At 67.8% G+C, this 24582-nt stretch carries 26 protein-coding genes; 19 read left to right on the top strand and 7 right to left on the bottom strand.

Features of this window, described 5'->3' with window-relative positions; translation table 11 throughout:
* The first annotated feature begins 18 nt into the window (after window positions 1-18).
* From J1M43_RS10415 to J1M43_RS10435, 5 genes are read left to right on the top strand one after another with little or no spacing between them, the layout of a single operon-like run.
* The gene (locus J1M43_RS10415) at window positions 19-1533 is read left to right on the top strand and encodes an ABC transporter substrate-binding protein (RefSeq protein WP_206476618.1); all 1515 of its coding nucleotides are present in this window, start codon (window positions 19-21) and stop codon (window positions 1531-1533) included.
* 7 nt (window positions 1534-1540) lie between these two features.
* The gene (locus J1M43_RS10420; protein WP_033104688.1) at window positions 1541-2491 is read left to right on the top strand and encodes an ABC transporter permease; all 951 of its coding nucleotides are present in this window, start codon (window positions 1541-1543) and stop codon (window positions 2489-2491) included.
* Window positions 2491-3357, top strand: a complete 867-nt coding sequence (locus tag J1M43_RS10425; protein ID WP_033104689.1) for an ABC transporter permease — start codon at window positions 2491-2493, stop codon at window positions 3355-3357. The genes J1M43_RS10420 and J1M43_RS10425 overlap by 1 nt, the downstream gene beginning before the upstream one ends.
* Window positions 3354-4145 (top strand): ABC transporter ATP-binding protein, encoded by a 792-nt coding sequence (locus J1M43_RS10430; protein WP_206476619.1) that lies wholly within the window; start codon window positions 3354-3356, stop codon window positions 4143-4145. The genes J1M43_RS10425 and J1M43_RS10430 overlap by 4 nt, the downstream gene beginning before the upstream one ends.
* Window positions 4142-4951: an ABC transporter ATP-binding protein gene (locus J1M43_RS10435; protein ID WP_206476620.1), complete on the top strand. Its 810-nt coding sequence runs from the start codon at window positions 4142-4144 to the stop codon at window positions 4949-4951. Before J1M43_RS10430 ends, J1M43_RS10435 begins: the two co-directional genes overlap by 4 nt.
* On the opposite strand, the gene J1M43_RS10440 is transcribed toward J1M43_RS10435, so the two are convergent.
* Genes J1M43_RS10440 through J1M43_RS10450 form a run of 3 tightly spaced genes read right to left on the bottom strand, consistent with a single transcriptional unit; the run spans window position 4914 to window position 7025 of the window.
* Entirely contained in the window at window positions 4914-5522 is a 609-nt protein-coding gene (locus tag J1M43_RS10440) for a GNAT family N-acetyltransferase (protein ID WP_206476621.1), read from the bottom strand. The genes J1M43_RS10435 and J1M43_RS10440 overlap by 38 nt on opposite strands.
* A 9-nt stretch (window positions 5523-5531) precedes the next feature.
* The gene (locus J1M43_RS10445; RefSeq protein WP_206476622.1) at window positions 5532-6233 is read right to left on the bottom strand and encodes a uracil-DNA glycosylase; all 702 of its coding nucleotides are present in this window, start codon (window positions 6231-6233) and stop codon (window positions 5532-5534) included.
* 6 nt (window positions 6234-6239) lie between these two features.
* Complete coding sequence (locus J1M43_RS10450) at window positions 6240-7025, bottom strand: SDR family oxidoreductase (RefSeq protein WP_206476623.1); 786 nt, start codon at window positions 7023-7025, stop codon at window positions 6240-6242.
* A gap of 168 nt (window positions 7026-7193) precedes the next feature.
* On the opposite strand from J1M43_RS10450, the gene J1M43_RS10455 reads away from it, so the two are divergent.
* Together J1M43_RS10455 and J1M43_RS10460 are read left to right on the top strand one after the other, a co-directional pair.
* Window positions 7194-8516: a bifunctional o-acetylhomoserine/o-acetylserine sulfhydrylase gene (locus tag J1M43_RS10455; protein ID WP_206476624.1), complete on the top strand. Its 1323-nt coding sequence runs from the start codon at window positions 7194-7196 to the stop codon at window positions 8514-8516.
* 84 nt (window positions 8517-8600) lie between these two features.
* A complete protein-coding gene (locus tag J1M43_RS10460) occupies window positions 8601-9785 on the top strand; it encodes an IS30 family transposase (RefSeq protein ID WP_052166658.1) in 1185 nt (394 codons plus the stop codon).
* 80 nt (window positions 9786-9865) lie between these two features.
* On the opposite strand, the gene J1M43_RS10465 is transcribed toward J1M43_RS10460, so the two are convergent.
* The 3 genes from J1M43_RS10465 to J1M43_RS10475 all read right to left on the bottom strand — a co-directional run bounded on the left by J1M43_RS10465 (window position 9866) and on the right by J1M43_RS10475 (window position 11893).
* A complete protein-coding gene (locus J1M43_RS10465) occupies window positions 9866-10123 on the bottom strand; it encodes a type II toxin-antitoxin system RelE/ParE family toxin (protein ID WP_206476625.1) in 258 nt (85 codons plus the stop codon).
* Window positions 10124-10141: 18 nt separating this feature from the next.
* Window positions 10142-10390, bottom strand: coding sequence for a type II toxin-antitoxin system Phd/YefM family antitoxin (locus J1M43_RS10470; protein ID WP_033105824.1), 249 nt, complete (start codon window positions 10388-10390; stop codon window positions 10142-10144).
* A gap of 201 nt (window positions 10391-10591) precedes the next feature.
* Window positions 10592-11893 carry a glutamyl-tRNA reductase gene (locus tag J1M43_RS10475; RefSeq protein WP_206476626.1) on the bottom strand — a complete coding sequence of 434 codons (1302 nt, stop codon included), beginning with the start codon at window positions 11891-11893 and terminating at the stop codon, window positions 10592-10594.
* 83 nt (window positions 11894-11976) lie between these two features.
* Between J1M43_RS10475 and hemE the strand changes: the two genes are divergently transcribed.
* The 11 genes from hemE (at window position 11977) to J1M43_RS10530 (ending at window position 21247) form a co-directional block, all read left to right on the top strand.
* A complete protein-coding gene (gene hemE / locus J1M43_RS10480; protein WP_206476627.1) occupies window positions 11977-13017 on the top strand; it encodes a uroporphyrinogen decarboxylase in 1041 nt (346 codons plus the stop codon).
* Window positions 13014-14498 carry a protoporphyrinogen oxidase gene (hemG, locus tag J1M43_RS10485; protein WP_206476628.1) on the top strand — a complete coding sequence of 495 codons (1485 nt, stop codon included), beginning with the start codon at window positions 13014-13016 and terminating at the stop codon, window positions 14496-14498. The genes hemE and hemG overlap by 4 nt, the downstream gene beginning before the upstream one ends.
* A 123-nt stretch (window positions 14499-14621) precedes the next feature.
* Window positions 14622-15062 (top strand): hypothetical protein, encoded by a 441-nt coding sequence (locus J1M43_RS10490; RefSeq protein WP_052166858.1) that lies wholly within the window; start codon window positions 14622-14624, stop codon window positions 15060-15062.
* Between the two features lies 1 nt (window position 15063).
* Window positions 15064-15471 (top strand): phage holin family protein, encoded by a 408-nt coding sequence (locus tag J1M43_RS10495; RefSeq protein ID WP_033105828.1) that lies wholly within the window; start codon window positions 15064-15066, stop codon window positions 15469-15471.
* A complete protein-coding gene (locus tag J1M43_RS10500; protein ID WP_033105829.1) occupies window positions 15458-15733 on the top strand; it encodes a hypothetical protein in 276 nt (91 codons plus the stop codon). Before J1M43_RS10495 ends, J1M43_RS10500 begins: the two co-directional genes overlap by 14 nt.
* Before the next feature lie 51 nt (window positions 15734-15784).
* Window positions 15785-16462: a hydrogen peroxide-dependent heme synthase gene (gene hemQ, locus J1M43_RS10505; protein WP_206476629.1), complete on the top strand. Its 678-nt coding sequence runs from the start codon at window positions 15785-15787 to the stop codon at window positions 16460-16462.
* A 6-nt stretch (window positions 16463-16468) separates the two neighbouring features.
* The gene (gene hemC / locus J1M43_RS10510; protein WP_206476630.1) at window positions 16469-17476 is read left to right on the top strand and encodes a hydroxymethylbilane synthase; all 1008 of its coding nucleotides are present in this window, start codon (window positions 16469-16471) and stop codon (window positions 17474-17476) included.
* Window positions 17476-18276, top strand: coding sequence for a uroporphyrinogen-III synthase (locus J1M43_RS10515; RefSeq protein ID WP_033105832.1), 801 nt, complete (start codon window positions 17476-17478; stop codon window positions 18274-18276). The genes hemC and J1M43_RS10515 overlap by 1 nt, the downstream gene beginning before the upstream one ends.
* Window positions 18273-19250 carry a porphobilinogen synthase gene (hemB, locus tag J1M43_RS10520; RefSeq protein ID WP_033105833.1) on the top strand — a complete coding sequence of 326 codons (978 nt, stop codon included), beginning with the start codon at window positions 18273-18275 and terminating at the stop codon, window positions 19248-19250. The genes J1M43_RS10515 and hemB overlap by 4 nt, the downstream gene beginning before the upstream one ends.
* 11 nt (window positions 19251-19261) lie before the next feature.
* Complete coding sequence (locus tag J1M43_RS10525; RefSeq protein WP_206476631.1) at window positions 19262-20584, top strand: glutamate-1-semialdehyde 2,1-aminomutase; 1323 nt, start codon at window positions 19262-19264, stop codon at window positions 20582-20584.
* A gap of 213 nt (window positions 20585-20797) precedes the next feature.
* Window positions 20798-21247 carry a hypothetical protein gene (locus J1M43_RS10530; protein ID WP_206476632.1) on the top strand — a complete coding sequence of 150 codons (450 nt, stop codon included), beginning with the start codon at window positions 20798-20800 and terminating at the stop codon, window positions 21245-21247.
* Between the two features lie 125 nt (window positions 21248-21372).
* On the opposite strand, the gene J1M43_RS10535 is transcribed toward J1M43_RS10530, so the two are convergent.
* Window positions 21373-23085 carry an ABC transporter ATP-binding protein gene (locus tag J1M43_RS10535; protein WP_206476633.1) on the bottom strand — a complete coding sequence of 571 codons (1713 nt, stop codon included), beginning with the start codon at window positions 23083-23085 and terminating at the stop codon, window positions 21373-21375.
* A 108-nt stretch (window positions 23086-23193) separates the two neighbouring features.
* On the opposite strand from J1M43_RS10535, the gene J1M43_RS10540 reads away from it, so the two are divergent.
* On the top strand, window positions 23194-24255 hold the full coding sequence (locus J1M43_RS10540; protein WP_033106515.1) for an enoyl-CoA hydratase/isomerase family protein: 1062 nt from the start codon (window positions 23194-23196) through the stop codon (window positions 24253-24255).
* Window positions 24256-24582: the final 327 nt, after the last annotated feature.

Genomic DNA, 24582 nt, shown 5'->3' on the forward strand with positions numbered 1-24582 from the left:
GAGAGGATCCACAACTTCATGTTCCGACGAAACAGACGCCTCGCCGTCCTGTCCGCGCTCGCCGCCACCGCCGTCATCCTGAGCGCCTGCGCAGGTTCGCCGGAACCGGTGAAGACCTCGACAGGTGAGCCCGACCTGGACGCCACCCTCACGGTGGGGCTCGTCCTCGAGCCGACCAACCTCGACATCCGTCGTACCAGCGGTGCCGCGATCGAGCAGATCCTCATCGACAACATCTACGAGGGACTCGTCACCCGCAGCCAGGACAACGAGATCGAACCGCGTCTCGCATCGGAGTACGAGGTCGCGGACGACGGCCTCACCTACACGTTCACACTGAACCCGGAGGTGACCTTCCACAGCGGCACCGCCCTCACCTCCGCCGATGTCGTCGCATCCTACGAGGCTGTGCGCACCGACCAAACGCTCCAGGGCAACGCCGAGTTCGCGAACGTGGCATCCATAACGGCACCGGACGCGACGACGGTCGTGATCACCCTCACCGAGCCGAATCAGAACTTCCTGTTCACCCTCACCGGCCCTGCGGGACTCGTCTTCCAGTCCGGAGACACGACCGACCTGCAGACCGCGGAGAACGGCACCGGTCCGTTCACGCTGGAGAACTGGAGCAAGGGCAGTACCATCACCTTCGCCCGCTTCGACGCGTACTGGGGCGAGCCGGCCAAGGTCGCAGAGGTCGTGTTCGAGTACATCCCCGACTTCACCGCCGGCGTGAACGCGGCGCTCGACGGCAGCCTCGACGTGCTGACCGCGGTCGACCCGAACCTCGCGCCGCAGCTCGAGGATTCCGGCGACTTCACTCTCACGACCGGGCGCACCACCGACAAGGCGGTGCTCGCGTTCAACAATGCCAAGGCTCCGCTCGATGACGCGCGTGTACGCGAGGCGCTGCGGCTCGCGATCGACCACGAGGGACTCGTCGAGGCGGTCGGCGCCGGAGCGACGCTCTACGGCCCCATCCCCGAACTCGACCCCGGTTACGAGGATCTCTCCGATGTCGCCCCGTACGACCCCGACCGCGCGAAAGAGCTGCTCGCGGAGGCGGGTCAGGAGAACCTCGACCTCACCTTGACGATCCCGTCGTTCTACGGCACCACAGTGCCGCAGGTGCTCGTCTCGGACTTCGCCAAGGTCGGAGTCACTCTCGAGGTGGACGCGGTGGAGTTCCCGACGTGGCTCGAGGACGTCTACACGAACAAGGACTACGAGCTCAGCTTCGTGCTGCACGTCGAGCCGCGCGACTTCGGCAACTTCGCCGACCCGGACTACTACTTCAACTACGACAACCCCGAGGTGCAGTCGCTGTACGCCGACGCGCTCGCCGAGGTCGACGAGGATGCTTCGGCGAAGCTGCTCGCCGAGGCTGCACGTCTGGTCTCCGAGGATCACGCCGCCGACTGGCTCTACAACGGCGCCACCATCACCGCGGTATCCCCGGTCGTCACCGGGTTCCCGCAGGACTCGATCAACTCGCGCATCAACCTCGCGGGTGTCGCCAAAGCCGCCGAGTAGCCACGGCGTGATCCGCTACACGTTCACACGAGGAGTCCTGCTCATCGCAGGGCTCCTCGTGTCGAGCGTGCTCATCTTCCTCACGCTGCGCGTCTTCCCCGGCGACGTCGCCCAGCTCATCGCCGGCACCCAGGCATCACCGGCCACTGTCGAGGCGTTGCGGGAATCGCTCGGATTCAACCGTCCTCTGCTGGTGCAGTACAGCGAGTGGATCGGCGGAGTGCTCACCGGCGACCTCGGCACCTCTCAGCTCAGCGGCGCATCCGTCGGAGCGGAGCTCGCCGAGAAGGCGCAGGTGACCGTTCCGCTCGGGCTGATGGCGCTGGTGATCGCACTGCTGATCGCCGTGCCGTTCGGGATCCTCTCCGCGCTGTGGCGCGGCCGCGCCTCCGGCACGGCGCTCAGCGTCACCGCGCAGGCGCTGGCTGCGGTGCCGGTGATCTGGGCCGGCATGATGCTGATCGTCGTGTTCGCGGTGTGGCTCGGCGCTCTCCCCGCCCAGGGTTTCCCCCGCGGCGGATGGGAGCAGCCCTGGCAGGCCTTCCGGGCACTGATACTGCCCGCGCTCACGATCGGAATCGTCGAGGGCGCCATGCTGTTGCGCTTCGTCCGCAGCGCCACCCTGCAGGCTCGTGGGCAGGACTTCGTCCGCACCGCCGCAGCCAAGGGACTGACCCGCAACAGGGCGCTCGTTCAGCACGGCATCCCTGCGGTCGGACTCTCCATCGTGACCGTGCTCGGTCTGCAGGTGGCGGGCATCATCGTCGGCTCGGTCGTCATCGAGCAGCTGTTCACGCTGCCTGGCATCGGACGCATGCTGGTCGCCGACGTCGGCACGCGCGACCTGATCAAGGTGCAGAGCGAACTGCTCGTGCTCACCGGTCTCGTACTGGTGATCGGCTTCATCGTCGATCTCATCCACCATTTCGTCGATCCGCGCCAGCGAGAGGCCGCCTGATGCCCCGCTGGCTGCGAGACCTGTGGAGGAGCACCACCGGACGCTTCGGTCTGATCACCGTGATCGTCATCGCACTCGTCGCCCTGATCTCGGTCTTCTGGACCCCCTTCAACCCGTTCGACGCCGACGTGCGCGACCGCTGGGCTGCGCCGAGCTGGCCGCATCTGCTCGGCACGGACAACACCGGGCGCGACATCCTCAGCCTCGTCATGGCGGGGACCCGCACGACCGTCTTCGTCAGCATCGGCGCGGGGATCGTCGCAACGATCGTCGGAATAGCCCTCGCCTCGCTCGGAGCGCTCACCGCCAGGTGGGTGCGCGAGACCGTCGCTGTGCTCGTCGACATCCTGATCGCGTTCCCCGTGCTGATCATCGCCATGATGATCTCCTCGGTCTGGGGCGGGTCGCTGTGGGTCGTGATCTGGGCGGTCGGCATCGGCTTCGGCGTCAACATCGCCCGTGTCACCCGACCAGAGCTGCGTCGCGTGCAGCAGAGCGACTTCGTGCTCGCCGGCCGGGCGGCGGGGCTCACCCCCGCGCAGAACCTGGTGCGTCACCTGCTGCCGAACGTCGCGCCGGTCTTCATCGTGCAGTTGTCGTGGTCGATGGCGGTGGCGGTCCTCGCCGAAGCCGGGCTGTCGTACCTCGGCTTCGGGGCGTCGGTGGTCGAACCGTCGTGGGGCATCCTGCTGTCGGATCTGCAACGGTACATCAGCATCCATCCGCTGTCCGTGATCTGGCCGGGCCTCGCCATCACGATCACGGTGCTCGCGCTCAACCTGCTAGGCGACGCACTGCGTGAGGCGACCGATCCGACACTTCGCCATCGCAGTGCCGAGCTGCACACACCGGCGGTGGTCGCATGAGTCTCTCCGTCAAGGACCTCGTCGTCGAGATCGACGGGCGCCGCGTCATCGACGGCATCTCCTTCGACGTGCCGGACGGCGCGCGCCTGGGGCTGATCGGCGAGTCCGGCTCCGGCAAGTCGCTCACGGCACTCGCGATCCTCGGGCTGCTGCCCGACGGCGCGACGGCGACCGGCAGCATCCGCTGGGATGACGCCGAGCTGATCGGCATGCCGGATCGTGAGCTCGCGCGCTTCCGCGGCGATGACATCGGCATCGTCTTCCAGGAGCCGCGGACCGCCCTCAACCCCATCCGCACCGTCGGGCGTCAGATCGCGGAATCCGTGCGCATCCACACCGGAGCCGGGAAGCGCGAGGCCCGAGCGCGCGCCGTCGAGGAGGCGGCACGCGTGCGCCTGCCCGACCCGGAGTCGATCGTGCAGAAGTACCCGCACCAGCTCTCCGGCGGTCAGCGGCAACGCGTCGCTATCGCAATGGCCCTCGCCTGCCGGCCGCGGCTGCTGATCGCCGATGAGCCCACGACCGCTCTGGACGTGACGATCCAGGCCGAGATCCTGAAGCTGCTGCTCTCGCTCGTGGAGGAGCAGGGCATGTCGCTGATGTTCATCACGCACGACCTCGCCGTCCTGGCCCAGGTCGCGACGCATGGCGTGGTACTCGAGGATGGACGCGTCGTCGAGTCGGCGCCGGTCTCGACCCTGCTCACGGCACCCTCGTCACCGATCACCCAGGGACTGCTGCGCGATGCCACCGCGACGCTGTGGCGACCGGAAGGCGGTGAACGATGAGCCTGATCTCCACACGCGGCCTCTCGCGTGACTTCCCCGTCGCGAAGAGGACGATGCTCGAACGCGCCGGCACGCAGACCGCACTGCATCCGACCGATATCGACATCGAGGCCGGCGAGGCGATCGGCATCATCGGCGAATCCGGCTCTGGCAAGTCCACGCTGGTGCGCCTGCTGCTGGCGCTGGATCGGCCGACGTCCGGCACCGTGTCGATCGATGGAAGGGCGGTGGATGCCACGGCCTCCGCCCGCTCGCTGCACTGGCTCCGTCGCCAGAGCGGGCTCGTGTTCCAGGACCCGTATGCCTCGCTCGACCCGCGGATGAATGCAGGGCAGATCATCACCGAGCCGCTGTGGGCCCTCGGCATCGCAGGCGATCATCGGGCACGTGTGCGCGAGGTGCTCGCGCAGGTGGGCCTGGAGCCCGACATGGCCGAGCGCTATCCGCATGAGTTCTCCGGCGGCCAGCGCCAACGCGTCGCCCTGGCACGAGCCATCGCACATCGACCGCGCATCCTCGTGGGCGACGAACCGCTCTCCGCCCTCGACGTCACCGTGCGCGCGCAGATCCTCGAACTGCTCGACGGTCTGCTGCAGACCGAGGATCTCGCGCTCATCCTGGTCTCGCACGACATCGGCGTGGTGCAGAACCTGTGCGACACCGTCGCGGTGATGAAGGACGGCCGCATCGTCGAGCGCGGTGCGACCCAGGACGTGCTCCTGCATCCGCAGCAGGACTACACCAAGCGTCTGCTGGCCGCGATCCCCGTCATCCCCGAAACAGGCGGCGGCGAGACTTCGGCGTGAGCGACTTCTGCAGGTAGACCGTTCCCAGTGAGCGGCCGAACTTGAAGCCGACCCGCCCCATGCGTCCGACCTCGACGAAGCCGAACCTGTTGTGCAGCCTGATCGACGGCTCGGCGCCGCTGTCGCTGATCACCGCGACGATCTCGCGCAGGCCGATCTCCTCGCATGCGGTGATGAGCGCCTGCAGCAGTGCGGACCCGAGGCCCTTGCCTCCTGCGCCGGGTCCGAGGTAGATCGAATCCTCCACCGTGTAGCGATACGCCGACTTGCTCGCCCACGGCTGGACGAGCGCGTACCCGATCACCTGGTTCGATGGCGTCACGGCGACGAGGAACGGCAGTTTGAGCTTCGTCAGCATCGCGAACTTCTCGCGCCAGTAGCGGTGCGTGCTGCGCTTCTCGTCGAACGTCACGACGGAGTTGGCCACGTAGTGGTTGTAGATCTCTCGGACGTCGGGAAGATCGCGCTGCAGTGCGGATCGGATAGTGAACGAGAACGTGCCCTGATCGGGCTCCGGCTCGCGCAGATGACGCGGCAGTCTTCGACGTCGGTCTCCCGGTTCGAACTGCATGCGCTCAGCTTATAGTTCGTGGTCGACGCGCCAGTCCACCGCGCTCGCCCCCTGCTGCTCGAGCAACGCATTCGCACGCGAGAAGGGCCGGGATCCGAAGAACCCGCGATGCGCGGACAACGGCGACGGGTGCGCAGAGGCGATCACGGGCGTATCTCCGAGCATCGGCTGCAGGTTCGCGGCATCCCTCCCCCACAGGATCGCGACGAGCGGTTGATCGCGAGCGGCGAGCGTGCGGATGGCGAGTTCGGTGACCTGCTCCCAGCCCCAGCGGCGATGGGATGCCGGTGCACCGGGCGCGACCGTCAGCACCCTGTTCAGCAGCAGCACGCCCTGGTCACTCCACGTCGTCAGATCGCCGTGCGATGCCGGCGGGATGCCGAGATCGCTCTGCAGTTCGGCGTAGATGTTGTTCAGGCTCCGCGGGAGCGGGCGCACGTGGCGCTCCACAGCGAACGACAGGCCGATGGGATGCCCGGGCGTCGGATAAGGGTCCTGACCTGTGATCAGCACCCGCATATCAGCGAGCGGTCGCCGGAACGCGCGGAGCACGTGGTCGCCGGCGGGGAGGTAGCCCCGCCCCTCCGCCTGCTCGAGCCGCAGACGTTCGCCGAGTGCGCTGATGACATCCGCGACGGGCGCGAGAGCCTCCGCCCAGTCCCAGTCGATCAGCCCTTCATCCGCGAGCTGCGCAAGAGAGCGGCCCGGCATGCGGGCTCAGCCTTCACCGCCGCGGACCCGCAACGGTCCCCGCGCCAGCAGATGCTGTGCCGATTGGGCGACGGGACGCATCGTGATGAGGTCGAGATTGACATGGCCCGGCGCATCCAATGCGTAGCCGATGACGTCGGCGACATCGTGCGCGTTGAGCGGCTCCTCGACCCCGGCGTAGACCGCTTCGGCTGCGAGGCTGTCACCGCCGAGACGGTTCAGCGTGAACTCTTCGGTGTGCACCATGCCGGGCGCGACCTCGACGACGCGGATCGGCTCGCCGTTGAGCTCCTGCCGGAGAACCTTGACGAGCATCGACTCCGCGGCTTTGGCCGCGTTGTAGCCGCTGCCGCCGGGGTATGCGATCTGTGCGGCGGTCGACGTCACGAAGACCGCGTCCGCGTGCCCGTCGGATTCGGCGGCACGACGCAGCTGCGGGAGGATGCCGGCGACCAGGCGCTGGGTGGCGAGCACGTTGACGTCGAACATCCACTGCCAGTCGGCGATGCTCGCGTCCTCGATCCGCTCGGTGCCGCGCGCACCACCGGCGACCTGCACCAGCGCGTGCACGGGACCGGACTCCTCGAGTTCCGCGAGGAGCGAATCCACGGCATCCGCGTCCGTCAGGTCGCACGCGATGGCCGATGCGCCGACCTCGTCGACGAGTGTCTGCAGACGCTCAGCGCGTCTCGCCACGCCGACGACCTCCCACCCGCGCGCACGGAGGTTTCGAACCGTCGCCTCCCCGATTCCCGTACTCGCACCTGTCACCACTGCACGCCGTGTCACCATGCCTCCACCGTACGACGTTTCGCCTCATCTCATCGCCTTCTCACTGCGGTTCCGGCGTGCCGGCATGTTACGTAACATTTCCCCTTCGTTGTTGACACCGCGGTCCTTACGTACGCTCTCATCAACGGCATCCGCCGCACCGACCTCAATCCGTTCCAGGGGGAACACATGTCCGCACCTGAGACCTGGCGTTTCGAGACCAAGCAGATCCACTCCGGCGCTGCGCCCGACCCCGTCACGAAGGCACGTGCCACGCCGATCTACCAGACGACGTCGTACGTCTTCGACAGTGCCGACCACGCGGCGAACCTGTTCGCCCTGGCCGAGTTCGGCAACATCTACACCCGCATCCAGAACCCGACGCAGGACGTCCTCGAACAGCGCCTCGCAGCGCTCGAGGGTGGCACCGGGGCCCTCGTCCTCGCCAGCGGCCAGGCGGCGTCCACGTTCGCCGTGCTGAACATCGCAGAGGCCGGCGATCACTTCGTCGCATCCAGCTCGATCTACGGCGGCACCTACAACCTCTTCAAGTACACCCTGGCCAAGCTCGGCATCGAGGTGACCTTCGTCGAGAACCAGGATGACGCCGAGGAATGGCGCAGCGCCATCCGCCCGAACACGAAGCTCCTGTTCGCCGAGACGATCGGCAACCCGCGCATCAACGTGCTCGATATCCGCACCGTCGCCGACGTCGCGCACGAGAACGGCGTGCCGCTCATCGTCGACAACACGATCGCGACCCCGTACCTGCTGCGTCCGTTCGAGCACGGCGCCGACATCGTCGTCCACTCGGTCACCAAGTTCCTCGGCGGACACGGCACCACCATCGGCGGCGCGATCATCGACGGCGGAACCTTCGAGTGGTCGAAGAACGTCGACAAGTTCCCCGGCCTCACCGAGCCCGACCCCTCGTACCACGGCGCCAGTTACACCACCGCGGTGGGCGACCCGCTCGCGTACATCATCAAGGCCCGCGTGCAGCTGCTGCGCGACCTCGGTTCGGCGATCGCCCCGCAGAGCGCCTGGAACCTCATCCAGGGCATCGAGACGCTGTCGCTGCGCATCGAGCGCCACGTGCAGAACGCACAGGAAGTCGCCGAGTGGCTCGACGGCCGCGATGACATCGCGTCGGTCAACTACTCGGGTCTGCCCACCTCTCCCTGGTACGCCAAGGCCAACGAGTACCTGCCCAAGGGCGTCGGCGCCGTGTTGTCGTTCGAGCTGAAGGGCGGCGTGGAGGCCGGTCGCGAATTCGTGAACAGCCTCTCGCTGTTCAGCCACCTCGCGAACATCGGCGATGTGCGCTCGCTCGTCATCCACCCGGCATCCACCACGCATTCGCAGCTGACTCCTGAGCAGCAGCTCACCTCCGGCGTCACGCCGGGTCTGGTGCGGCTGTCGGTGGGCCTGGAGAACATCGACGACCTCAAGGCCGACCTCGAGCAGGCGCTCGACGCGGCTCGCCGCGTCTCGGAGGCCGCTCGCGCCTAGCATCGGCGTTCGAAGGAGGGAAGTGTCGGTCATCTCGCGGCAAATTCATATGGTGGGAGCAACGCTCTGATGAAGGAGCGTTTCATGGTCAAGTTGTTTCCGCCTGGTACTCGTACTGCGTTCGTTGATTTGGTGTGCGCTGGCGCGACGACGGTGAGTGCTGCGGCGAGTGTCGGCGCGGGGACTGCGTCGGCATCGCGGTGGTGGGCCCAGTCTGGGGGCATGACGATCGATAGAGGCGCGACGGGTGGTCTTGCTGATCCGGTGCCGGACGTGATGCCGATCAGTGAGCGGATGCTGACAGCGCACGAGCGAGGGATGATTCAGATGGGCCGACGTGCGGGCATGAGTTATGCCCGCATCGGGGCGGAAATCGGTCGGGATAAGTCCGTGATCTGGCGGGAGGTGAAGCGCAATACGAGCCCGGACGGGGTGTATTACGCGTCTGTCGCGCACACGAGAGCGCACCAGGCCAGGCGGCGTCCGAAGCCGTTCGCGCTGATCGAGAACGAGGCGCTGTGCCGGTTGATCGAGGTGTGGATGGATGAGGGGTGGAGCCCGGCGCTGATCTCAGCAATGTTGGAGTTCTACTTCCCGGATGATCGGACTATGCAGGTGAGTCACGAGACGATCTACCAGGCCCTCTACGTCCAGACCCGCGGAAAGCTGCGGGCAGATCTGGCGCAGAAGCTCTCCCTGAAACGGAACAAGCGTGTTGCCCACACATCCGATCGGCGCAAGAACAGCCCCTACAAGGAAGCGTTCAAGATCAGTGACCGGCCGGCCGAGGTCGAGAACCGGGCTGTTCCGGGACATTGGGAAGGAGACCTCATCATCGGGTGTGATGGGACTGCGATCGGCACTCTCGTCGAGCGCGCGACGCGCTTCACGATCCTGCTCCACCTCCCCGGAGATCACACCGCCGATACCGTCGCTGCGGCGATGATCCGAGAGATGGGCGACCTGCCCGAGCATCTGCGCCGCTCGATCACCTGGGATCGCGGAACGGAACTGGCCGAGTACGCCCAGATCCAGACCGCGTTGGACACGACGCTCTACTTCTGCGACCCGCACTCGCCCTGGCAACGCGGGACCAACGAGAACACCAACCGGCTGCTGCGGTTCTGGTTCGAGAAGGGCTCAGACCTCTCCGCCCATACCCCCGAAGACCTCCGCCGAGTCGCTGCGACACTGAACCGTCGCCCCCGCCCGACCCTTGAGCTTCAGACCCCAGCCAACCGACTCAACGAGCTACTACTCGCCGCGTGAACCCCGGCGTTGCTCCCACCACTTGACATTGCCCCTGAATGGCTTGGTCGTATCCTCATTCATGCCTTGATGGTAGATGTTCACCGGTAGACCTCCCTCCGGTGCGCGACGCGCAGGATAAGGATCACGAGCTCGTCGTCGTGGAGGTCGTAGACGACCCGGTAGTCGCCGACACGGATCCGCATCTCGCCGTCGCCGCCGACCAGCACGATGGCCCCTTCCGGGCGGGGGTCTGCGGCAAGTTCCTCGATAGCCTGCTTGATGCGTTCGGCATCCCGCGGATGGATACGGCGGAACGCCTTGGCCGCAGCGCGGCTGTATGTGATCTGGTAGGACAAGCGTGGGGTCTGACGGCCTCAGAGCCCGAGTTCGGCCATCAGCTCCTCGTGGGAGATGCGGGGCTCGGTCTCCGCGCGAGCCTCCCGTGCTGCGTAGGTGTCGGCCTGGTCCTCGAGCGCTTCGAGCGCGCGGTCGAAGAACTCAGGAGAGACGACGATGGCGCGGCGACCCGCTCCGCGCGAGGTGATCTCGACTGGTTCGCGCTGCGCCTGTGCGATGAGGTCGCTCTGACGCGCGCGGAACTGGGAAAGGGTGACGGAGATCATACACCAATCGTACAACTTGTACAAGATGACCACAATGTGCACATGGTTAGCGAACGTGCTGGTCGGGGAGCATCCCGACCAGCAGGGCGAAGTGGGGCCTCACGCGTGCAGTTTCGCCGGAGATGTGCGCTTCGCGCGGAGGAATCACGCCAGATTGCTCCGCGCGAAGGTGTACTTCTCCGAGGGAAGCGTCGCCGCAGGTCAGGCCGATTCGGCCGCTGGAGCATCGGCGGCGACGTCGGCCGTGATGCCGTACAGCGTCTCGAGCGCAGCGGCGAACTCGTCGCCTCGTCCCTGAGCCGCGAGCTCGTGCGCCCGCGTGGTCGGGGTGTGCGTGAGCACGCCGGCGAGGTGGCGCATGGCCTGCTCGACCTTGCCGCCCTCGTCGCCTCGCGAGCGAGCCCGCTCGATCTCGGCTTCCATGAGCGAGAGGATGTGGGTGCGGAACGCCACGACCGACGGCGTCACACTCTGCTGTGCACCGACCACGTGGAACGTGTCTGCGGCTTCTCGGACCACGGTGCGCGCGGCATCCGTCGCCTGCAGTTCTTCCAGTGGGGCGTGCAGGCGGATCGTCTCGAGGTCGAGCAGCGCGACACCCTCGAGGCTCGCGATGTCGGGGTCGACATTGCGCGGCATGCCCAGGTCGATCACGAGCTGCGAGGTCTGCTGGCCCATCGGGCAGCCGGCGGACGCGTCGCCTGTCTGACCCTGCAGCTGCGCGCGGCCGAGCACGGGCTCGGTCGCGGTGGTGCAGGTGATGAGCAGGCTGGATGCCGTCGCGATGCGCGCGTAATCGGCTTCGGAGACCGCGGTGATGTCGTGCTTCTTGGCGAAGAGCTCCGCGCGGCCGGAGGGCGAGTACACCGAGATGTTCGTCGCGCCGCGCTCACGGAGCGTCGCGAGCGTCACCGCGGCGTACGCACCCGTTCCCACGAGGAGCACGCGCTCGGCCGACCAGTCGGCGATGCGGCTGTCGGCCAGTTCGAGCGCGAGGCGCACCAGCGACCGCCCGGCGCGTCCGAGTGCGGTGACGTTCTTGACCTTGCGCTGCGCTTGGCTGGCTCGCTGGAAGAGCCGCTCGAGTTCGGGGGAGGTCGTGCCGTGCTTGCGGGCCGTGGTGAGAGCGCGGCGCACCTGGCCGGCGATCTCGCCTTCACCCGAGACGACGGATTCCAGACCGGATGCCACTGCGAACAGGTGCTCGGCGACCCGGCGGCCGGAGTGCACGGCGTAGGCCCCGTCGAGTTCCTCGGCGGGGATGCCCGCCGACTGCTCGATCGCCTCGAGCACCGCCTCGACGCCGACGGCACCGGCTGCGGTCACCGGTTCGTCGACCTCGACGTACGCCTCGAAGCGGTTGCACGTCGAAACGACGACTGCACCCTGCACGCACGGAGCGAGGCGCAGAAGGTTCGGCGCGACGTCGTCGGGGGTGCGGCTCAGTCGTTCGAGCATTTCGAAAGAGGCGGTCTTGTGGTTCGCCGTCACACACAGCAGCACAGGTACATCCTACGCAACCTTTCGGAGTGCCTCCTGGATGCGGACACCGGGCACCCATAGAGACCGGATGGGAAGATGGATGCATGTCCTCATCCACTGCCCCGCTGCTGCGCGCGCTCGCCGGAGATCGACCAGAGCAGACCCCGGTCTGGTTCATGCGTCAGGCCGGACGCTCCCTTCCCGAATATCGCGAGCTCCGCGTCGGCACGCGGATGCTGGACGCATGCCTGACCCCCGACCTCGCGGCCGAGATCACTCTGCAGCCGGTGCGGCGTCACGGCGTCGATGCGGCGGTCTTCTTCAGCGACATCGTCATCCCCCTGCGTCTGGCAGGCGTCGACGTGGTCATCGAGCCCGGTCGCGGCCCTGTGTTCGCAGAGCCGGTGCGCACGCGCGCCGACGTCGACCGGATCACCGCGATCGACCCGGACTCGCTGGACACGACGGCGATCGCCGAGGCCGTGCGCATCGTCACCGCCGAACTCGGCGACACTCCGCTGATCGGGTTCGCCGGTGCGCCGTTCACGCTCGCCGCATATCTGGTCGAGGGCGGTCCTTCAAAGGAGCACCTGCGCGCCCGCGCCATGATGCACACCGACCCCGAAGCCTGGAACCGGCTCGCCGGCTGGCTCTCACGGATCTCCCGCCGGTTCCTCGAGGCGCAGCGCGACGCAGGAGCGGCGACCGTGCAGCTCTTCGACTCGTGGGCGGGCTCACTCAACCCCGCCGACTATCGTGCGTTCATCGCGCCGCACTCCAAGGCGGCCGTGACGGACCTCGGCATACCCGTGATCCATTTCGGTGTCGGCACGGGACCCTTCCTCGGTGACATGAGACTCGACGGCATCGCGTCGGCCGTCGGTGTCGACTGGCGTCAGCCGCTCGATGAGGCCGCACGCATCCTCGGACCCGATGTCACCGTGCAGGGCAACATCGACCCGGCACTGCTGGCTGCTCCGTGGGAGGTTCTCGAGGCGCACGTGAGCGACGTGCTCGAGCGCGGTCGGGCTGCCCGAGCGCACATCGTCAACCTCGGCCACGGCGTGCCGCCGGAGACGGACCCCGACCAGCTCACCCGTATCGTGGAGCTGGTGCACTCGCGCGCGGAGTCGGCGCAGGCATGACGGACGATCCGGTCGAACTCGCGGCCAGAGCCGCCGAGCGCCGCGTCATCGTCATCGGCGGCGGCATCGGCGGTCTCGTCGCCGCTCGTGAGTGCGCCAAAGTCGGCATGAAGGTGACGCTGCTCGAAGCGGCAGAGAGCCTGGGCGGAGCAATCCGCCGAGCCGAACTCGACTCGATCGTGGTGGATGCCGGGGCAGAGAGCTACGCGACGCGCGGGGGGCACGTGCGCGAACTGCTCGCCGATCTCGGTCTGACCGACCGCGTCGTCACTCCGAACCCGGCAGGCGCATGGCTGGTCGGCGTTCCAGGCGTCGCCCCCGCCCCGCTGCCCAAGGGCGGCATCCTCGGCATCCCCTCGAATCCGTTCGCCGACGACGTGCGTCGGATCATCGGCTGGGGCGGAGCGTGGCGCGCATACGTCGACCGGCTGCGCCCGCCGCTGACGATCGGCAAGGAGCACAGTCTCGGCCGGCTCGTGTCGACGCGCATGGGCGACAAGGTGCTGGGCCGACTGGTCGCCCCTGTGACCGCCGGTGTCTACTCCGCGCATCCCGATGACGTCGACATCGAAGTCGCAGCGCCAGGTCTCAACGAGGCCATGACCAGGGCGGGCTCGCTCTCAGGCGGCGTCGCTCAGCTGCTCGCGGACCGCGCCGACCGTGCGAAGCGGGCCCCCGGTTCCGCCGTGGAGGCGCTCGCCGGCGGTATGAGTGTGCTCGTGTACGCGCTCGCGGACGACCTGGTCGAGCTCGGTGGTGTCGTGCGCACCGGGATCGATGTGCAGAGCCTGGTCAGGGAAGGCGACGGCTGGACCGTCACGTTCCTGACAGACACCGCAGGCGAGGATGCGGCGGATGACGCGGACGACAGCACGGAGACGCTCACAGCGGATGCTGTCATCGTCGCCACCGCGGAGCCCAGTGCCCGTGCACTGCTCGATACCCACATCGATGCGCTCGGCGCCGCGGGTGCGGCCCCGGAGATCGAGATCGTGAGCCTGCTGCTCGATGCCCCGGCGCTCGATGCCGCGCCGCGCGGCACCGGGGTGCTCACCATGCCGGGCAGCCATGTGGCCAAGGCGCTCACCCACGCCACCGCGAAGTGGTCGTGGCTGCGCGAGACGGCAGGTGGCCGCCACATCGTGCGGGTGTCGTTCGGCGCTCAGGGAGAGCCCGCCGCCACCGCTGCGCTCGACGACGAGGAGGCCGCTCGGCTCGCGCTGAGCGAGGCCGCCGACATGCTCGGAGTGCCGCTGCCGGAGTCGATGCTCGTCGACTCGCACCGGGCTCGATTCACGCAGGCGCAGCCGGCATCCCTCATCGGAGCCGCCGAGCGCCGCGTCGCGGTGCGGGCGGCCGTTCAGAAGGTCGACGGCCTCGCCGTCGTCGGGGCGTGGCTCGCGGGAACGGGCCTGGCCCAGGTCATCCCGGATGCGAAGAACGAGGCCGATCGTCTGCGCCGGGCACTGCTCTGGACGTAAGTGAACTCTGGCTGTCAACCCCCTGAGGCATAGATGCCGAAATCGGCATATGGGGTTACGCTGGGTACCTGGCCGACAGGGGCAGAATCCTGCGGCCTGACCGGAACAACGTGAGGAGACCCCATGAAGGGGAAGATCGGACTCGTCGTCGGACTCGGCGTCGGTTACGTACTCGGCACGCGCGCCGGACGCGAGCGCTACGAGCAGATCAAGACGCAGTGGCTCAAGGTCTGGCACTTGGACCCGGTTCAGGAGCAGGTCACCAAGCTCACCGCGTTCGCGGGCGACAAGGCCGCAGCGATTCCGGGTGCCGTCTGGTCGGGGATCGTCAAGGTGGCGGGGTCCGTCGGCAACGGGACGACTCCTGGCGAGAAGCTCGACTCCGCGATCGCCACGACCAAGAAAGCGGCGGAGAACGTCGCCGATGTGGCCGAAGACGTGATCGAAGACGCGAAGGCGGCTGCGAAGAAGCCCGCCGCGAAGAAGCCCGCAGCCAAGACGGGCGCTGCCTCCTCGAGCGCGTCGACAGGGTCCGCGGCGAAGAAGACGACGAACGGGAACTGACATGGTCCGCGGATACCGTGACCGCGCCGACGACAGCTTCCTGACGCTGCTCGGTGACGTTCCAGAACTCGTCAGCAAGCTCGTCAAGGCCGAGATCGAAGCGGCGAAGGTCTGGATCTCGCGCACGGCGAAGGATGCCGGAATCGGCAGCGTCTGGTTCCTGATCGCGCTGTTCTTCCTGTTCTGGCTGATCCCGATGATCCTCGTGTTCGCGGTCGCCGGGCTGTCGTCGTGGTGGCCGGTGTGGCTCTCGGCGCTTGCAATGCTCGCACTGCTCCTGCTCTGCGTGCTGGTGTGCGCAGTGTTCGGACTGTTGAAATTCCGCAAGGTGCTGCGTCGGGAGAACCCCGGCCAGGCCGTCGCGACCGATATTCGAATCGTGAAGGATGCCGGTGATGACAAACTCTGAACTGAATCTGCCCCGTACCGCTGTTCCTGCGGGCATCACCGACCCCGTGGCATCCGCTCGTGCCGAGCTGAAGGCCGCACTCGCGGCGATCGAGGTCAAGGGCAACCTGCCCCGTCGCATCGAGAAGGCCTCGGTGCGAGGGGCGGCGAAGGCCCGCGTGTTCGCGGATCGCAATCCGGTCGGTGCTGTTGCCGCGGCCGTCGGGGTCGCTGCGATCGCCGGTGCTCTCGTCTGGGCGATCGCGCGCGCTCTCGCCCGCTGACGTCCGTCGGTCGCATTCGCTCCTTCCTCGAGAAAGGGGCAGACTGGACGCATGTCCGACGTGAGCGAAGAGAACCCGACCGGCTTCACCCTCTGGGCCGTATGGCGACGCAATCCCGATGCACCGGTCGCTGAGACCGATGCGACCGAGCTGGAGACGATCTCCGGGCACATCGAGGATTCCGGCATCACCATCCGCGGCTTCTACGACGTCTCGGGACTGAAGGCAGACGCCGATCTGCTCGTGTGGCTGCACGGCGACACGGCCGAAGAACTCCAGAAGGCGCTGCGCCGTCTTCGCCGGACTGAGCTGCTGCGTACGCTGCTGCCCGTCTGGAACGTGATGGGCGTGCACCGCGATGCCGAGTTCAATCGCGCCCACGTGCCCGGTTTCCTGCGCGGTGTCGAACCCAAGGGCTGGCTGTGCCTCTACCCGTTCGTGCGCACACCCGAGTGGTATCTCGCCCCCGAAGAGGATCGGCGCAAGATGCTCGCCGATCACGGGCGCAAGGGCGCGGCGTTCACGGGCGTCATCGCCAACACGGTCGCAGCCTTCGCCCTCGGCGACTACGAATGGATCCTTCCCCTCGAGGCCGACGACGTCACCGAACTCGTCGATCTCATGCGCGATCTGCGTTACACCGAGGCTCGTCGCTTCGTGAAGGAGGAGGTCCCGTTCTTCACGGGCCGCAGGCTCCGTTTCGACGAGATCGCGGACGTTCTGCAGTAGACCGCCATGACCACTTCGAATCGTCAGCGCCCGATCCGTCTGGGCACGCGCCGCAGCGCACTCGCGCAGGCGCAGTCAGGGCACGTCGCCACCGCACTCGAGAAGATCTCCGGTCGCAAGGTCGAGCTCATCCCCATCGTCTCGGAAGGCGACACGAACCGTGCATCGCTCTCCGAGATCGGCGGCATGGGCATCTTCGCGACACGTCTGCGGGAGGCGCTCCTCAACGGTGAATGCGACATCCTGGTGCACTCGCTCAAGGATCTGCCGACGGCTGAGCCGGACGGACTGGTCATCGCAGCGACCCCTGTCAGGGAAGACGCTCGAGACGTCGTGCTCTCGAGGGACGGCACACCGCTGCACGAGCTGCGCCCCGGCGCGAAGGTCGGCACGGGCTCGCCGCGGCGGATCGCCCAGGTGCGTCGTCACGCGCCTCGCGCCGAGGTCGTCGACATCCGCGGCAACATCGGCTCGCGCATGGGCCGGGTCGAATCCGGTGAGCTGGATGCCGTGATCCTCGCCGCCGCCGGCCTCTCGCGGATCGGATCCGAGGTGACCCTCGCACGCGAGGAGCTCGACCTCGCCGAGTGGCCGACCGCGCCGGGGCAGGGTTCGCTCGCCGTCGAGACGACGGCGGACGCGCCGGCAGAACTCCTCGCCGCCCTCGCGGAGCTCGACGACGAGGCGACCAGGCTCGCGATCACGGTGGAGCGCGGGGTGCTGGAGGGATTGGAAGCCGGATGCCAGGCGCCGATGGCAGCGCACGCGGTCGTCACGGGCGAGTCGGTACGCGTGCGAACGGTCGTCTACGCGCCCGAGGGGGAGAGGCGGATCGGCCTCGACGTCACCGAACCCCTGCGCCGGGGGTATATTCGTCTGAACGGCAGTGGCAATGGAGCGGATGCTGCCGATGGTGCGGACCCGAATCACGCAGCACGCGAGATCGGACTTTCTGTCGCCCGTCGGCTGCTCGATCAAGGGGCGGCCGGACTCGTCTCCCGAGAGCAATCCTGATGAGCATCACACCCGAAACGAATCATGAGAAGCCGTTGACCGGCTGGCGCGTCCTCGTTCCGCGAGGAGGCCCCTGGGGCGACGGCGTCGCCGCGAGCCTGCGGGCGCAGGGCGCCGTTCCTGTCGTCGCGCCGCTGATCAACTTCGGCCCGACGAACGACCAGGCCGCGCTCGACGACGCACTGACGAAGCTCGCCGCCGGAGGGTTCGACTGGCTCACGATCACCAGTGCCACCACTGTCGATGTGCTGTTCGCGCATCGCGCGGTGGTTCCCAAATCGACGAAGATCGCCGCGGTCGGCGAGACGACGGCGGCAGCACTTCAGGCCGTCGGGTATGAGGTCGCGCTCGTCCCGGAGGAGGACAACTCCGCCGAGGGCATGGCTCAGCAGCTGCTCGCGCTGGAGCCATCGCCCCGTCGGATCCTGACGCTGCGCAGCGAGATCGCGAAGCCGGTCCTCACCCGGTCACTCATCGAAGCCGGGCACGAGGTCTCGAGCATCGTCGCCTATCGCACCGTCGGGGTGCCCGTCACCGAGCGCATCCGCCGTGATGTCGACAGCGGCCGCATCAACGCGATCCTCATCACCAGCGGATCGGTCGCACAGCAGGTGCGCGAGCAGTTCCCCGACATCCCGGATGACACGCTGCTCGCAGCGATCGGTCCTCGCACCGCGAAGGACGCCCGCAAGGCCGGGCTGCCCATCACAGTGGTCGCAGACAAGCAGACCGTCGATGCACTCATCGACGCGGTCTCGCACTTCACCCTTCCGCACGCGGCCGACGAGTTCGCGCCGTGAGCTTCCCCGAGATCCGTCCGCGCCGACTCCGTCAATCGTCGGCGGTGCGGAACCTGGTGCGGGAGACCTCGTTGGAGTCCCGGCAGCTCGTTCTGCCGATGTTCGTGCGCGAGGGCATCTCAGAGGCCGTGCAGATCAGTTCGATGCCCGGTGTCGCTCAGCACTCGCTCGATTCGCTTCGGCGCGCTGCGGTCGAGGCGGCGGAAGCAGGCGTCGGCGGTGTGATGCTGTTCGGTGTTCCCGCCATGCGCGATGCGACCGGCTCCGGTGCGGATGACCCCGCGGGCATCCTCAACGTCGCCACGTCCGCGCTGGTCTCGGAGGTCGGCGACGCGCTCGTCGTGCAGACCGATCTCTGCCTCGACGAGTTCACCGATCACGGACACTGCGGCGTTCTCGCCGACGACGGCTCGGTCGACAACGACGCGACGCTCGAACGCTACGTCGCGATGGCGCTTGCACAGGCACGGGCGGGATCGCACCTGCTGGGGCTGTCGGGCATGATGGACGGCCAGGTCGCCGCGATCCGTCGAGGACTGGATGCAGAGGGGTTCACCGACACGCTCCTTCTCGGCTACGCGGCCAAGTACGCGAGCGCGTTCTACGGGCCGTTCCGCGAGGCCGTCGACTCGCAGCTGCAGGGCGATCGTCGCACGTACCAGCTTGATCCGGGCAACCGTCGTGAGGGGCTGCGCGAGGCGCTGATCGATGAGGCCGAGGGCGCAGACATCGTCATGGTGAAGCCGGCGATGAGCTTCCTCGACGTGCTCCGCGAGGTGCGCGATGCCGTGCATATTCCGGTGTGGGCATATCAGATCTCCGGCGAGTACGCGATGATCGAGGCCGCGAGTGCGAACGGCTGGATCGACCGTCGTGCCGCCGTGCTCGAATCGCTGCTGTCGATCCGCCGCGCCGGTGCCGACGCCGTGCTCACGTACTGGGCGACCGAGGTCGCCGGCTGGCTTCGCGACTGAGGGAGACTCCCATGAATGATCGCAACGATGACCTGTTCGCCGCCGCACGCGCTGTCACCCCCGGTGGAGTGAACTCTCCGGTGCGGGCGTACGGCTCCGTCGGCGGGACGCCGCGATTCCTGGCATCCGCCAAGGGTGCGATGGTGACGGATGCCGCCGGCGAAGAGTATGTCGACCTGGTGGCCTCGTGGGGGCCTGCCCTGCTGGGGCACGCGCATCCGGATGTCGTCGCCGCGGTGCAGGAGGCGGCGACCCGAGGGCTCTCCTTCGGGGCGCCGACCGAGGGAGAGGTTGAGCTCGCCCGCCTCATCACCGAGCGCGTCCGGGTGGGCGACCTCGCTCCGATCGAACGCGTCCGTCTGGTCTCCACCGGCACCGAGGCCACCATGACCGCGATCCGCCTCGCGCGCGGTGCGACGGGCCGCGACCTCCTGGTGAAGTTCGCGGGGCACTACCACGGGCACTCCGACGGACTGCTCGCCGAGGCGGGCTCCGGCGTCGCGACGCTGGCGCTGCCGGGCTCCGCAGGCGTCCCCGCTCCCATCGCCGCGCAGACCCTCGTGATCGGCTACAACGACCGCGCCGCGCTCGAAGCCGTCTTCGCGGAGCACGGCGACCGGATCGCCGCCGTGATCGTCGAGGCCGCCGCCGCGAACATGGGCGTGGTCGAACCCGAACCCGGATTCAACCGCTTCATCGCCGACACCGCGCACGCGCACGGCGCGCTGATGATCCTCGACGAGGTGCTCACGGGCTTCCGGGTGCACCACGCCGGCTACTGGGCGCTGCAGGCCTCGCTCGGCGAGGAGTATCTGCCCGACATCATCACGTTCGGCAAGGTAGTCGGCGGAGGCATGCCGCTCGCCGCGCTCGGCGGTCGCGCCGATGTCATGGAGCTGCTCGCGCCCACCGGGCCGGTCTACCAGGCGGGCACGCTGTCGGGGAACCCCCTGTCGGTCGCGGCCGGGCTCGCGACCCTGCGACTCGCGACGCCCGCCGTCTATGCGCGGGTGGATGCTGCGGCCGCTCGTGTCGCCGACGCCCTGGACGCCGCCCTCACCGAAGCGGGTGTCGTGCACGCCGTGCCGCGCGCCGGGAACCTGTTCGGCGTCGTGTTCGCCGAGAACCCGCCGCGCACCTATGCCGAGGCGCAGGCGCAGGAGGCGTTCCGCTACGCGCCGTTCTTCCATTCGATGCGCGAGCAGGGCATCGCCCTGCCGCCGAGCGTGTTCGAGGCGTGGTTCCTCACCGCAGCCCACGACGATGCGGCCCTGTCCCGCATCGAGGCTGCGCTGCCTGCGGCGGCTGCTGCCGCGGCATCCGCTCGGCTCTGAACAGGTGCAAATCTCGCTGACTCGGAAACCGCCCGCATAACTCCGGAGCTTCTTCAGAATTCGGGTGCCCGTGGTCGCGTAACCGTGCTCGGGCGGACGTTCCTCCGGAGTTGTGCGGGGCAATGCGGTCTGGCGGAATCGCACAACGGGATTGTTGCCGTCCTGTGAGGAAGTCGCAGACAGTTTGCAGGGCGTCGCTGGCAGACTGGGTTCATGGTGACGTTGCTGCTGGATCAGACACAGCTTGAGGTTGTGCTCTCCCCGCTCGAACGCGCTGCGACGTTCCATCGCGAGAACCTGCGAGTCGCGCGCGACACGATCACCAAGGTGCAGCTCACCGATGATGCGTGGACGTGGCTGCGCGGCGTGCCCGGTCCAGGGACGCACATCCCCAGCATCCTAGCGGCCGGAACCTGGAAGGCCGCGGCCACGACAGACTTCGTGCTCATCCGTCGCCGTCGGCCGAGCGTGGTCATCGACCTCGAAGGCGACGAGCAGTTCCAGCGGCTGATCTTCACGACCAGGCACGGCCTCTCCCTCACGCAGGCGCTTCGCCTCGATGTCTCAGAGGAGCCCGTCGACGTCGTCGAGATCGCGAGCACGGCGCCGATACCGGTCGTCAAGGGACGACAGCGTCCGGTCATCCGGCCGCGCCCGGTCTGATCGGCAGCGTCTGATCAGCAGCATCTGATCGCCAACGCCTGATCGGCAGCGTCTGATCGGCAGCGACTGACCGGCAGCGCCTGATCGCCAACGCCTGATCGGTGGCGCCGATCAGTCCTGTCTGATCAGTGCCGCTCGCGGGTGGACTCGTCGTGGTGCGAGTCGCCGTCCTCTGCGTCGGGCTCTGAGTCTCCGCCTTCCGACGCCTCGCCGGATGACAGGTCGGGCGCATCATCATCGTCGGATGAAGGATCGCCCGTGAACGCGTCGAAGAACTCGTCGGTCGCGTCGGTCTCGTCGGAATCCTCGCCCGGCTCGGACGACGGCGCAGGCTCGTCGCCTGCGATCGTCACGTCGTCAGCAGCAGCCCCGCCGGGGGCGACGTCGGATGCTGTCTGCTCAGCGCCGGGAACGACGTCGATGACGCGCGTCGCGTCGAGGTCGACGCCCTCGGGATCCGCAGCCTCGCTCGCATCCGTGGATGACGATTCGAGGGCGGGATCGCTCTCGGCTTCGTCCGCATCGCTGCCGTCAGCGGCCGCTTCATCAGCCGCAGAGCGGGATGACGGGGTGTTGAACAGGCTGGCGACCGCCGCGAGTCCGGCCATGCCGGGGAGCGGACGGTCCTCGTCGCCCGGTTTCGCCGACGCCTCGACGCGCGCGGCTCGCTCGGAGCGTCTCGTCTCTCCTGCGGCAGGCTCACCCATCCGAGTGGCGTCACCCGTTGCGTCGCCCTCGGAGTCGGGTTCAGGCTCCTCGGCGTCGGCATCGGCGTCGGCGTCGGCATCGGCGGGACCGTCGGCCACCTGGTCCTCGAGCTCAGGAGATGACGTCGCCGGCGACGAAACGGGCTCGGCGGAAGAGCCGAGCGGAAGCTGCTCGTCGTCCTCGTGGGGCATCTCGAAAAGCGCTGGCTCGTTCGTCGCTGGCTTCTCGACGCGCACGTACCGGTCATTCACGAGATCGAGGAAGACGTCTTCGAGCGTCGGGCCGCGTTGCTGCAGTGTGGTCAGCGCCACACCGGCACCGGCGGTCACGGCCCCGATCCTGGCGGCATCGCTGCCGCGCACGGTCAGGCCGGAGCGCAGGATCTCGAACTCGAACCCTGCGCCGCGCAGCGCTTCGGAAAGGGCAGGACGATCCGCGGCGTCGACGACGACGGGTCCGCTGCTGGGGTCTGCGAGGTCTTCCATCGTGCCGGCGAACTTCAGCTCGCCGCGGGCGATGACGAGGATCTCGTCTGCGGTCTGCTCGACCTCGGACAGCACGTGCGACGACACGAGCACGGTGCGCCCTTCGTCGGCGAGGCCGCGGATGAGGGTGCGCATCCAGCGGATGCCCTCGGGGTCGAGACCGTTCGCCGGTTCGTCGAGCACGAGCACGCCCGGGTCGCCGATGAGTGCGGTGGCCGCGCTGAGACGCTGGCGCATGCCGAGCGAGAGGGCTGCGATGCGGGTCTCGACGTCGTCGCCGAGGCCGACGAACGAGATGAGCTCGCCGACGCGCGAGAGTGGGATGCTGTTCGCCTTGGCCGCGGCGATCAGGTGACGCTCGACAGTGCGACGGGCGCGGAAGCCGGGATTCTCGAGCATCGCCCCGATCACGCGCGCGGGTTCGCGCAGCTCGGAGAACCGCTTGCCGCCGATCTTGGTCGTACCGATGGTCGGGCGCTCGAGGCCGACCAGCATCCGCAGCGTGGTGGTCTTGCCTGCGCCGTTCGGACCGAGGAAGCCCGTCACCACACCGGGGTTGACGCGCGCGGAGAAGTCCGACACTGCGGCGACAGCGCCGAAGCGCTTCGTCACGTGATCGAACTCGATCAGCTGTCCGTCTGGCATCCGGGGCCTTTCTGCGATGGGCGTTCTCTCTATCTTGTCGGAAAACACGCAGAATCTCGCGTCGGCACTGTGCAAAGCGTGAAGAAACAGGCGGGTAACGTGGCATTCGTGACTGACACCACCGCGGCACCCACTGTTCTCGTCCGCACCGAGGGATCACTGGGACGGCTCACTCTGAATCGGCCGAAGGCGATCAACGCGCTGGATCTCGACATGATCCGTCAGCTCACCGCAGCCCTTGACCGGTGGCGCGACGACACCGACATCGACATCGTCCTCATCGACGGGGCCGGTGACCGCGGCCTGTGCGCCGGCGGCGACGTGCGCGGGCTCTACGATCAGATCACCAGCGGGCAGCACCACGGCGTCGGCGACTTCTTCCGCGCGGAGTACGCGCTGAACCTCATGATCGCGCAGTACCCGAAGACGGTCGTCGCCATCGCCGACGGCATCACGATGGGCGGTGGCATCGGCCTCGCAGGCCACGCCGCCGTCCGCATCGTGACCGAGCGCAGCCGCCTGGCGATGCCGGAGACCAGGATCGGATTCACGCCGGATGTCGGCGGCACCTATCTGCTGGGCCGCGCTCCTGGCCGCATCGGCGAGTACCTCGGTCTCACCGGCAGCACGATGACGGGGGCGGATGCCGTCTACGCCGGTTTCGCGGACTACTACGTGCCCTCCGCACACCTCGACGAGCTCCGAGAGGCCCTCGGCAAGCGCGCCGACCCGACCAGCCCCTCCGAGCTCGTGCTGCTGTTCGATGAGACCCCTGAGCGATCGGCCCTCGCGGACGAACGAGCCTGGATCGACGAGGTGTTCTCCGCGGACACGATCGGCGACATCCTGCAGCGACTGTCCGAGCGCACCGAGTCCGCGGCATCCGATACCGCTGCGACGCTCGCAGAGCTCTCGCCGACCGGGATCGCCGTGACGCTGGACGCCGTCCGCGAGGCGCGCGAGGGCGACCTGCGCGACGCGTTGATCGGCGAGTACCGACGCGTGCTCTGGTTCGCCGCCCTCCACCCCGATCTCGTGGAGGGGATCCGTGCGCAGCTGGTCGACAAGGACCGGTCGCCGAGGTGGCAGCCCGCGACGCTTGCGGAGTTGGAGTCGGATGCCGGCGCCGCTGCCCGCGCGTACTCGCCTCAGGTGCCGCTCTTCGGCTGACAAGCGCACCCGGCCATTGCTGCACGCGGTGCAGAATCCGGCGATGACCAGCGGATCGTTCGCCCTGAGCGGATAATCCTCCTTCGTCGTTTCGAATGTCCGAGCTTCGTGACAATCTGTTCTGTGGCACTCGCTGCCCCTATCCCCACGAGGACACTTTCATGCTCGGAAAACTCCTAGATGAGTGAGTCCGATTGGCTGTGAACGGCGTGGAGGCTGTTAATCGTTGGCAGAGGGTGTTAAGCCCAATGTGTGAATACCGACCTCAACACCCTCCTGATCACACTTTACGTCCATCTCGATGACCGGATCCTGCCCGCGATCGGC

This window comes from Microbacterium sp. KRD172, assembly GCF_017168295.1.
GTDB classification, from domain to species: Bacteria; Actinomycetota; Actinomycetes; order Actinomycetales; family Microbacteriaceae; genus Microbacterium; species Microbacterium profundi.